This window comes from Sphingomonas rubra (assembly GCF_900115745.1).
Lineage (GTDB): Bacteria > Pseudomonadota > Alphaproteobacteria > Sphingomonadales > Sphingomonadaceae > Sphingomonas > Sphingomonas rubra.
The window spans coordinates 223,667-234,592 of record NZ_FOXP01000007.1 but is presented as its reverse complement, the minus strand read 5'-3'; the positions used below and the strand labels follow the sequence as shown (position 1 = coordinate 234,592).

The window sequence follows — 10,926 nt, the reverse complement described above, 5'->3', positions numbered from 1 at the left end:
AGAAGATCAACCATTTCGATCACGAGCGTATCCCGGAGCGGATCGTCCACGCCCGCGGCTCGGCCGCGCACGGCTATTTCGAATGCACCGACAGCCTGTCCGACATCACGGTCGCCGACCTGTTCCAGAAGAAGGGCCAGCGCACCGACGTGTTCGTCCGCTTCTCCACGGTGGCCGGCGGTGCGGGATCGATCGATACGCCGCGCGACGTGCGCGGCTTCGCGGTGAAATTCTACACGCGCGAAGGCAATTGGGACCTGGTCGGCAACAACATCCCCGTGTTCTTCATCCAGGACGCGATCAAGTTCCCCGACCTGATCCATGCCGCCAAGATGGAGGCGGACCGCGGCTACCCGCAGGCGGCGACCGCGCACGACACCTTCTGGGACTTTATCTCGCTGATGCCCGAATCCACCCACATGATCATGTGGGCGATGTCGGACCGCACGCTGCCGCGTACCTTCGCCAACATGGAGGGGTTCGGCGTCCACACCTTCCGTTTCATCGACAAGGAAGGCAAGTCGACGTTCGTCAAGTTCCACTGGAAGCCCAAGGCAGGCCTCGCCTCGACCATCTGGGACGAGACGGTGAAGATCGCCGGTGCCGATCCGGACTTCCAGCGCCGCGACCTGTTCGAGCGGATCGAGCGCGGCGACTATCCCGAGTGGGAGCTGGGCGTGCAGCTGTTCGACGAGGAGTTCGCGAACAGCCAGCCCTATGACGTGCTCGACGCCACCAAGATCATTCCGGAGGAGGTGCTGCCCGTCCGGATCGTCGGCAAGATGGTGCTCGATCGCTACCCGGACAATTACTTCGCCGAGACCGAGCAGGCGGCGTTCGTGCCGAGCCACGTCGTGCCCGGCATCGGCTTCTCCAACGATCCGCTCCTCCAGGGACGGCTGTTCAGCTACACCGACACGCAGCTGTCGCGGCTCGGCTCGGTCAACTTCCACCAGCTGCCGATCAATTCGGCCAAGGGTCGCGCGGAGGCGGCGGGCTGCCCCTTCATGAACCAGCAGCGCGACGGCCACATGCAGATGGCGGTGCCCAAGGGTCGCGCCAACTACGAGCCGAACAGCCTCGCCAAGGCGGGCGAGCCGGGCGGCGCGCGCGAGGACCCTGACGGCGGCTACAAGACCTTCCCGTCGGAGGAGCAGGGACAGAAACTGCGCATCCGGCCGGAGAGCTTCGCCGACCATTACAGCCAGGCGCGGCTGTTCTTCCGGTCGATGGACCCGGCCGAGCAGGCGCACATCGCCTCCGCCCTCGTGTTCGAACTGTCGAAGGTCTCGCTGGAGCACATCCGCACGGCGATGATGGCGAACCTGCGCAACGTCGACGAGACGCTGGCGAGCCGCGTCGCCGACGGGCTGGCCATGGACTTGCCGAAGGCATCGCCGACCGCCGCGCCGGTCATCGACATGGCGCCGTCGCCCGCGCTCCGCATCATCCGCGGGCCGCTGGAGAAGCATACGCTGGAGGGGCGCACGGTCGGCATCCTGATCGCCGACGGCTCCGATGTCAGCGAGGTCGCGGCTGTGACCGACGCGGTCGCAAAGGCGAAGGGCCACGCGCTGCTGATCGCGCCCAAGGTCGGCAAGGTGCCGCTGTCGGACGGCTCAGCGGTGATCGCGGACAAGCAGTTGTTCGGCCAGCCGTCGGTCACCGTCGACGCGTGCGCGGTGATCCTGTCGGCGGAGGCGACCGCCAAGCTGACCAGGGAGGGAGCCGCAGTGCAGTGGGTGATGGACGCGTTCGGCCATCTGAAGGCGATCGGCCACAATGCCGCCGCCAAGCCGCTGCTCGACAAGGCCGGGGTTGAGCCGGACGACGGCGTGACGGATCTCGCCGGCTTCGTCGAGGCGGCCAAGAAGCGCTACTGGGACCGGGAGCCGAACGTCCGAACCCTCGCGTGATAACCGGCGCGGCTGGCTCGAGCTTTAGAGAGCCGGCCGCGTGGACCCACATCCGGCCATTCGCGGCCTCTTCTCACCTCCTCACCTTCTGCCATTCATTCATGTTGCCCGCATGGAAGATCCTGAGCCGTACGGAATGATGTCGGACGATGGCCTTGCCAGTCTGCCGGCTGCATAGTCAGCAGGGCATGTTGCGCTTTCGAGCGTTCCACCTTTCCCACGCTCACTTGGCTTAACCGTTGGTCAAGATCGCGCGTTAGCTGCTAGCCGCGGTTTTTGTCGAGGAACGCTACCCAGGGCTCCTCGTTCGTTCTCCTATGAGCAACCTCAAGGACATCGCGGCGACCGCGTTGGATACCCTCGGCGCGCACCAGACTGGCGCCGCGCTCGCGATTTCCGGTGATCCCGCCAAAGCCGCCACTGTCCGCACCCTGCTCGAACGCGTGCTGAGCCACGTCTACGCCGCCCACCACCAAGGCGCCCAACAAGCCGCCGAGAACCGCGAGTTGGCCACATCCGATGAACTCCGCGAAACGCTGCGGATGGGCGTCGAGGCCAACCACAGCCAAGCCGCCCGGCTTGAAGACGTTTTCAAGGCCTTCGGCCTGTCCGCCGTTGCCGTCCCTGACCAAGCAATGGCGGGCATTAAGGCCGACAATCAGGCTGCCAACGAGGAGTTCGCGGCCGATACCCTCGCGCTGGACCTCACCTTGATCGAGTCCGGCCAGGTCGCCGCTCACTTCTACATCGCGCAATACGGCGCGATGCTCAGTTATGCTCAACTGTTGCGCAACGCCGACGCCGCCGCGTTGCTTGAACGAACTATAGAGGAGACTCGGCTTGTCGCGGCGAATTTCACCCGCCTCGCGCACAAGCTCATTGTCTCCGCTTAGGTGGGTAAGGCGATGCCGAACGGCGTTACGCCAAAGCTGACCCATAAGCGGTCGTTCCGCGTGCCGCTCGGACATCTCGACTCCGGACGCTCATTCATGCAGAACCCCTCATGTCGGACCTGATCGAATCAGACTACCGGCGGCCTTCGAAGTGGCGTCCAGCGCTTTAAGGCCCATCTTGTATCCATGACCGACACCCGAAGCCCTGCACACGACATCGCCCGATCCCGCGACCTGCCTCTCCATGATTGGCAGTTGAGCGTCGAGAACGCTGTCGGCAGGCTGACCGGGCACATCCGTCACGCCGGGCGCGGCGCCTTTGAACATCTGCGTAAGGCTTGGCGGCTGCACGGTGTTGACGACGAAATGAGCGCGTTCCGGGCGATCACCGCTGAGGAGGAAGCGGCGACCGCGGTTATCCTCGCGTTACAACGGCAGCGCTACCCGGGGGCCAATCGCCTGAACGCCTGGAACCACGTCCACAAGATGGCCTTCTGGCCGCTGATCGCCACGATCAACGACTTCCTATTTCGTTCCGGCATCCCGGCGCCTCGCGTCTCGCTGTCGAAGCGGGGCAGGCCGCGCGTAGAGCTCCATCTGAACATCGCGGCGCTCGCGGGGATGGACGACGGTGACACGTGGGCATCGCCTGACGCCCCCCTCAACTTCGGACTGCGAGCGGGCGAGGCAGATAACGCCATGGTTCACCGCTTTGAGCAAGAACTGGCCGAGCTCGCGGACCGTTCTGGCGCCGGCTCGATCCTCCGTTACATTCAAGCCGAAGCGAACCAGCGCAACCGGCTGCTTTATGCGTCGCAAGATGGGATCCCCCATGTTGAGTTCCATGACGACATGCTTCGCTCGCGCGCCAAGCGCGTCTGCGTGCTGCTCATGCTGGCAATCATCGTGGCGCAGACTCCGCAGCACCAGATTTTTGTCCTTCAGTGCCTCGAAGCCATGCTGGTCGCCCTTGAGCGGATCGAAGGGCAATTGAGTGGATATCCGGAACTGAGTGCGAGCGGCGATCGGCCGCTCCTCACAATCCGGCGGAAGCAGGGCGAGCGTGGCACCATCTCGCTTACCGCGCCGGTAGACGTCGGCGGGATTTGGCAAGGCGGCTGGGATGCTGAGCGCCAGATCCGTGCGACTGCCGCACGCGTGACCTACGGCCAAACTGACTTATAGGCGCTGAGCAGCCGGCATTGCCAGCTGCCGCAATTCCTCAACCCGGTATGTGAGCCGATCTACCGCTTCCGTCGAGCTTATGGTTGAGCCAAGCGGGGTCGCTAATGCTTGGACGCGCTCATGACGCCCGCCTTGTTCGCGCGGATAAGCTTCTCGGCCCTTTTACCGGTCAGGTCGACGCGGGGGAGGGAGCGGGAGCAATAAGCTTCAAGCTAATGTCAACGCACCGTAGGTAGTCAGGGTGGCTGAGCGTTTCCCAAGGCTCTAGGCGATGGTCGGTGATCATTCCGTCAATCAGCGCGCGAGCCTTGGTATAATCCGCGGCAAGGGCAGTACCGCCAGCAAGGGGCGGCAGCGCAGAAGCACGATCCTGAGCAAGCCAATCGCGCACGCAGCCGATCGCCTTCTCCGGCTTGAGCCCATGTGCGCTGAGATCTTGGCCACTGATGTCCGACGTCGACATATCGTATTGGTGCTTCTTCTCGTCGAGCACTAGGATTCGCTTGCGGTGTTGCCGCTTAGGGCCCTTCCACTTGATGCCGAGAGAAATCCCAAGCTCGAGCGGCATGTTAAAGCGTGGCATGCTCGTAGCTGCATCAAGGGTTACTGCGGATATATCGTGGATCCCGCGGTCGCACGCGACAATCAGGTCAGTGATTTTCTGGATGCGGGATTGCCCGGAGTCGCTCGTGTCTTGAGCGGTGCGGGGCTGGAAGCCGCAGGCCTTCACCGCAAAGACAATCGCCCGGAAAATTTCCAAGAAGTCGTCGTCAAAAGGGCAGTTGATGAAAACGCTGTCGTTTAGCGTCTCACTCGGCGAGGACATGCGTTCTCAAGCCAAACTCGCGCATCGCTTCTTCAAGCTGCTTCGAGCGCTCGTCTTCAACAAAGCTCGGCTTGATTTTGAGTCCACGATAGATGAAGGCACGCTTCTTTGCCGGTGACGCAATCGCTTTACCGTTCGACGCGGCTCGACGTTTGCCCACCAATCGTTTCGTAGAGGAGGCGCGGGGATCTGCCATTGATTGACTATGGGGGTTTTCAGGATGGCCTGCAATGGGCTTGCACTCAGCGAAGCCGTGCCGCTGATAACGCAGACAGGCAAGACGCTCACCAGACCCATACGCGGTCACTCAGTTGGCCGAAGCCGTTCCTCAGCTTCGGACATTGGTTCACCTTCGGCAGGTTGGATGATCGGCGACGACGTTCGCCTCTGGAAGGTGAGCTGGCGTAACAGGATCCTAAATCCTCACGGGCTATGACCGCGCACATGTTGTCGTCGCTCTCAGCCCGCATCACCGCGATCGGCCTCGTCGTCCTGGTTGCACTGGCTTCGCTGGCAGGGCTGCTCGTGGACGCATCGCAGCAGACCAGCCAGAGCTTTCGCTGGGCCAGCCACTCGGCGGAGGTGATCGAGACAACCGAGGCGGCTCTGGGCGATCTGCGCGAGGCCGAGTCTGGTCAGCGCGGCTTCATCATCACGCGTAATCCCGCCTACGCCCACTCGTTCGCCGAGCGCGTGGAGAGTTCGGCTCGCAACATGGCGGCAGTGGTCCGGCTGACGAACGACAACCCGTTACAGCACGCACGGGCGCTTGAGATCGCTACGCTTATGGCGCAGCGCACCGCTTTTCTGCGGCAGCCGTTGGACCTTGGCCGCCGCGGCGACTTTCCTGGCGCTGTCGCCATCATCGTCAGTGGCCGTGGTCGTGAGCTAATGGACGCGATCAGCGTCAGAGCCAGAGGCTTCCTCGACGAGGAGCGCGCCTTGCAGACGATCCGTCAGGACGCCGCGGACCAGCGGCTCGTCGGCGGACGCAGGCTCGCCATCATCGGTGCGGTCACCGTCGCGCTGCTGGTCATCGGCAGCTTCGCCTTGCTGATCCGAGGCATCCGCCGACCGCTGGCGACGATGATGCGTGCGATGACAGTGCTAGGCGATGGCGAACAGGACGCGCGGATCGACACGAGCATGGGGTCAGAGGAGTTCACCCGGCTGGCGAAAGGCTACAATGCCATGGCTGACCGGTTGAGGAACGCTGTTACCGACCAAGCCAGCAGCGAGCGCGAGCTGCAGACCGTCAACGCCGAGCTGCACCGGAACAGCGAGACGCTGCGCGAGCGCGGCGATGTGATCGAGCTTCTCGGCGGCATGGCGCACCGCATGCAGGCCGCGCGAACCGACGACGAACTGGCGCAGATCATCAAGGTGTTCGTGCCGCGCGTGCTGCCGGACGTTCCCGGCGCGCTCTACGCCCACAACAACTCGCGAAACTGCCTGGTGCCCGTTGCCAGCTGGGGCGGCACCGATGTCCTGCTCGACGGCTTCTCGCCGGAACGCTGCTGGGCGCTTCGCCGCGGGCAGAGCCACTGCGTCACCGAGCCTGGTCGCGACATTGTTTGCGGTCACGCAAGTGAAGGCGAGGTCTACCACTGCGAACCGCTACTCGCTGGCGGTGAAGTGATCGGGGTCCTCTACCTTCAGGGCCTGATCGGCAGCGAGAACCGCTTCCGCATGAACGTGTTAACCGAAAACATCGCCTCGGCGCTGGTGAATCACCGTCTGCAACGGTCACTGCGAGAGCAGACGATCCGCGACCCGCTCACCGGCCTCTTCAATCGCCGCTACATGGAAGAGACGTTGAAGCTGGAGATCGCGCGTGCCTCCAGGTCAGGTACGCCGCTCAGCCTGGTCATGTGCGACGTCGACCACTTCAAGCGCTTCAACGACGAGTTTGGCCACGATGCCGGTGACGCGGTCCTGCAAGGGGTCGCCGCGGAGATGCGCAGCCGCTTTCGCGATGGCGATGTGGTTTGTCGGTTTGGAGGCGAAGAGTTCACCATCATCGCGCCAGGCACCACTGCGGATGCGCTGGCGGGGCGCGTGGAAGCTGTTCGACGGGCCATCGCCGAGCTCACCGTTCGACACGGCGGCCGCAGCCTGGGATCGACGAGCATGTCGTTCGGCATCGCCACCTGGACGGATGCGATGGCACGTGACGGCTCGACCCTCGTCCAGGCAGCCGACGTGGCTCTCTATCAGTCCAAGCGTGAGGGTCGGAACCGCGCCACCATCAGCCTCGTCGCGGCATAATTGCCGATCATGAAACCACAGTGACGCTGAGGCGGCCTACTAAAAGGGGGCTCGTTCCTGCCGCCAGCTTGGCTGCGACGATTGCCGCGCGGCGCGCGAACTACCTTCAGTCGCTCATGCCTGCGAGGCGTTCTTCCGCTTCTCGAAGCCGCAGCGTAGCTCCAGCTAGTATATGAGGAGCGTCGCCTCGCATCCGGGCGGCCTCGACATCGAGGCCACGGAGCCGGACTTCGTTGATCCAATACGCCCGCTCTTCGGCGACTACGGCGTCGTCCATCCTCGTGCCCGTCCTCTCGCAGCTCGTTATCCCTTTTCGGGTCTTCAGTGCACATACGTCACCGCTCACTCTGGCAACAACGTGCCCGTCACGACAGAGGGGGCAGGCTGACTGCCAAAGTTGCGGCGTGTCATGCGGGGAGAAGACGGGATGATCGCAGCGGACGTATTTACCAAGCTCGACATCGAGCTGAAGCCCGATCCCTCACGCACCGTCATCCGTCCGTTCGGCTTCGGGTACCCATCCGCGTTCGAGCGCAAGCCGACGCGCGCGCAGGATGTCGCGAGGCGGCTGATGGCGTTGGACACCACGGCTCGGGACCGCATGCTTCAGCTGCTGAAGGCAGCGATGGAAGAGCGGCACCGCAACGTCGACGGCGTCTTCCTGCGCCGCTTCGACGAGGCGAAGGGCGACCTTGGCGTTCATGTCGAGGAGGAGCGCGACCGGCTGCTGCTCGGCGCCTACTTCAGCCAGGAGTACGCCTTCGAGTCCGCCGCCCTGTTCAACCCGAGCATCGTCACCCTGCCCGACGAAGACCCGGACGACGACAGCATCCGCTTTCTCCTGTCGCTACGCGGCGTCGGCGAAGGCCACATCTCCTCGGTTACCTTCCGCACCGGCACGTGGGACGCGGGTACCGGCTTGGTCGTTGATCCGCCGAGCACGCAGGGCGTGCCGCCCCGGATCGACACGGAGAACGATGGTTGGGTGCGGATGCGCGCCGACGACAGCGAGGATCCGTCTGAAACCGTCATCTTCCCCTGTCTGCCGAGCCAGCGACAGGGCGTCGAGGACCTGCGGCTCGTGCGCTTCGTCGATCACGACGGCGTCGAGAGCGTCATCGGCACTTACACGGCCTTCGACGGCAGCAACGCGCGCTGCGAGCTTCTTCGCGGCATCGATCAGCAGAGCTTTGAGATGCGGGCGCTGACCGGTGCCTTCGCCGGCTACAAGGGCATGGCGTTGTTCCCGCGCCGCGTTGACGGTCGCTTCGCGATGCTCGGCCGCCAGGACGGCGTGAACCTGTGGCTCCTCTACTCCGACGACCTCTACACTTGGGACGAGGGCTTGCTGATCATGGGTCCGAAATATCCATGGGAGTTCGTCCAGATCGGCAACTGCGGCTCGCCGATCGAGATCGACGAGGGCTGGCTGGTCTTCACCCACGGCGTCGGCATGGTGCGCGGCTACTGCGTGGGTGCCTGTCTGCTCGACAAAGCCAACCCGACCAAGGTGCTGGCACGCACGCCTTCGCCCCTGCTGTTCCCCTCCAACGAGCAGCGCGGCGGCTACGTGCCTAACGTCACCTACAGCTGCGGCGCGCTGCTCCACAGGCGTTCCATCCTCCTGCCCTACGCAATTGGCGACGAGTACACCGCCTTTGCCACCGGCAGCGTCGATGATCTGCTATCCGTCATGGAGCCGTCATGACGATCACGATGAGCGCCCGAGGCATGCGGGAGCAGGCAGATCGCGAGCGCATGGCCGCTGAGGAAACGACGCTGCCGCTGGTACGACGACGCGCGCTCCTGGCGGCCGAGACATGGGATCGGATGGCCGACAGCGCAGAGCGGACCGCAGCAGGGCGGAAGGCGCAACCGTCTCTAGGGTAATCTACGCCACGCGCAGGGCGGCGCAGATGGATTGCTGTCGGTCGGTCAAGGTGCCATCATCATGGCAATGGCTTCCGCTTCAAACCCGTACGATCCGGCGAGCTGGATCATCAAAATCGATGCGACACTCGAGGGTATCGAGCCAGCAATTTCCCGTGCACTTGAAGTTTCACGCGGCTCGAACCTGGCTGAGCTGCATGAATTGCTACAGGCCGCGTTCGATTGGGACGGCACACACCTGCATCAATTCGAGATCGGCGGGTTGACTTATGGTGCCCCGGAGTTCGACGAAGGCTACGAAGGTGACCGCAAGACCTTCGAAGCAACTGATGTTCGGCTATCTGACTTTTCGTTCCGGCATGATCAGCCGATCGAGTTCATGTACGAGGATGACTTTGGTGATAGCTGGCGTCATCGGATCTGCCTGAGCCTGGTCCCACGCGAAGATGGCGTACACTACCCACGATGCACGGGCGGCACACGCTCAGCCCCGCCTGAGGATGCAGGAGGTCCGTACAGCTACGCCGATCTCGTGGAAGCGTGGCGTAATCCCGCGCATGAGGAGCACGTCGCCGTCCGCAAGTGGACTGATCGCCGTTTCGATCCGGAGCGCTTCGACCTCGACGTAACCAACAAGGCAATCACATCCGCCATGCGCAAGTCTAAGGGGACTTACCGGCATCGCCACCTCAAACGTTGAGACCCAGTTTCGGTCATTCGCGGCCTGGTTTCAGCTTCCCAACTACTGCCATCCGTTCATGCTGGCAGCAGAGCAGCCGCTGAGCCTCGACCCTCCCCGCTTCCGTTCGGCTCCCAAAAAGGATGGTGTTTCGGGAATCTGACGGCCTCGGCAGGCCTCGCATGTTTCGTGACGAAATGGGCTGAAGATCGTACCAGCCCCGTTATGAACGACGCCGCGATCAAACCTGCTTTCTACGAGCGCACGCGATGGCTTGAGCGGCTCCCTGTCGCCCGCGGTCGCCCGATCCTTGGCACAGTCGTGACGTTGGCGATCGTCGCGTTCGCCTGGGCGCTCCGTCTCGCGGTCGATCCGTTGCTGCCGTCCGGCTTTCCCTACGTCACCTTCTTTCCGGCCGTGATCGTCATCTCCTTCCTGTTTGGGGCACGCTTGGGGAGCGTTGCCGCAGCCGTATGCGGACTGCTCGCCTGGTACTGGTTCATTCCTCCGGCACGCGGCTTCGTGCTGACCAGCGGCGCCGGCTTCGCGCTCGGCTTCTACGTGTTCGTGGTCGCCACCGATCTGGCGCTTGTCCATTGGATGCAGACCGCCAACCGACAGCTTGCCAGCGAGCGCGAGCTGAGCCGTTCGCTCGCCACGACGCGGGAGCTGCTGTTCCGCGAACTCCAGCACCGGGTGTCCAACAACCTCCAGGTCGCGGCCAGCCTGCTCACCGTCCAGAAGCGGCAGCTCGGCGACGCCGATGCTCGGTCGGCACTGGATGAGGCGGCCAACCGGCTCAACCTCATCGGCCGGATCAGCCGCCAGCTCTATGATCCATCCGGATCGGCCCAGCCGCTCGTTTCCTTCCTTCGCCAGCTATGCGGCGACGTGCTCGACGCCAGCGGACGTAACGACCTCACCCTGACACTTTCCGGGGACGAGAGTCTGCGCTTGCAGCCGGATGCGGCGATCCCGACCGCCCTCATCATCGCGGAAGCCGTCGCCAATGCCATCGAGCATGGCTTCCCTGAAAACAGGCCGGGCCGGATTATGGTGGAGATTGCCCGAAACCTAGACGATCACCTCACCATCACGGTCGACGATGATGGACGGGGCCTGCCCGCGGGGTTCGATGCCGAGCGCGCCACGAGCCTGGGCCTGCGGATCGCCACCAACCTGGCACGGGGCCAAGGCGGCAGCTTCCGTCTCGAACAGCGAGACACCACCCGCGGCATCCTGAGCTTGCCATCCCGGCTGGTGGTCTAA

The 10,926-nt window shown here is 63.7% G+C and carries 10 protein-coding genes; 8 read left to right on the top strand and 2 right to left on the bottom strand.

What is annotated here, in order from left to right:
- From BM145_RS10700 to BM145_RS10690, 3 genes are all read left to right on the top strand, one after another.
- The coding region (locus BM145_RS10700; RefSeq protein WP_093333624.1) for a catalase at positions 1-1,916 on the top strand (1,916 nt) is incomplete at its 5' end.
- Between the two features lie 317 nt (positions 1,917-2,233).
- Positions 2,234-2,809, top strand: coding sequence for a DUF892 family protein (locus BM145_RS10695; RefSeq protein WP_093333623.1), 576 nt, complete (start codon positions 2,234-2,236; stop codon positions 2,807-2,809).
- Between the two features lie 186 nt (positions 2,810-2,995).
- Complete coding sequence (locus BM145_RS10690) at positions 2,996-3,994, top strand: hypothetical protein (protein ID WP_093333622.1); 999 nt, start codon at positions 2,996-2,998, stop codon at positions 3,992-3,994.
- A 169-nt stretch (positions 3,995-4,163) separates the two neighbouring features.
- Here BM145_RS10690 and BM145_RS10685 read toward each other — a convergent pair whose 3' ends face one another.
- Together BM145_RS10685 and BM145_RS15715 are read right to left on the bottom strand one after the other, a co-directional pair.
- Positions 4,164-4,820, bottom strand: a complete 657-nt coding sequence (locus tag BM145_RS10685; protein ID WP_093333621.1) for a hypothetical protein — start codon at positions 4,818-4,820, stop codon at positions 4,164-4,166.
- Complete coding sequence (locus BM145_RS15715) at positions 4,804-5,016, bottom strand: hypothetical protein (protein ID WP_143090160.1); 213 nt, start codon at positions 5,014-5,016, stop codon at positions 4,804-4,806. Before BM145_RS15715 ends, BM145_RS10685 begins: the two co-directional genes overlap by 17 nt.
- Positions 5,017-5,252: 236 nt before the next feature.
- On the opposite strand from BM145_RS15715, the gene BM145_RS10680 reads away from it, so the two are divergent.
- From BM145_RS10680 to BM145_RS10660, 5 genes are all read left to right on the top strand, one after another.
- The gene (locus BM145_RS10680) at positions 5,253-7,088 is read left to right on the top strand and encodes a diguanylate cyclase (RefSeq protein WP_342741809.1); all 1,836 of its coding nucleotides are present in this window, start codon (positions 5,253-5,255) and stop codon (positions 7,086-7,088) included.
- A 427-nt stretch (positions 7,089-7,515) separates the two neighbouring features.
- On the top strand, positions 7,516-8,796 hold the full coding sequence (locus tag BM145_RS10675) for a glycoside hydrolase family 130 protein (protein WP_093333620.1): 1,281 nt from the start codon (positions 7,516-7,518) through the stop codon (positions 8,794-8,796).
- On the top strand, positions 8,793-8,978 hold the full coding sequence (locus BM145_RS10670) for a hypothetical protein (RefSeq protein ID WP_093333619.1): 186 nt from the start codon (positions 8,793-8,795) through the stop codon (positions 8,976-8,978). Before BM145_RS10675 ends, BM145_RS10670 begins: the two co-directional genes overlap by 4 nt.
- Positions 8,979-9,039: 61 nt before the next feature.
- Positions 9,040-9,678, top strand: a complete 639-nt coding sequence (locus BM145_RS10665) for a plasmid pRiA4b ORF-3 family protein (protein ID WP_245739254.1) — start codon at positions 9,040-9,042, stop codon at positions 9,676-9,678.
- 204 nt (positions 9,679-9,882) lie between these two features.
- Positions 9,883-10,926: a sensor histidine kinase gene (locus BM145_RS10660; protein ID WP_093333618.1), complete on the top strand. Its 1,044-nt coding sequence runs from the start codon at positions 9,883-9,885 to the stop codon at positions 10,924-10,926.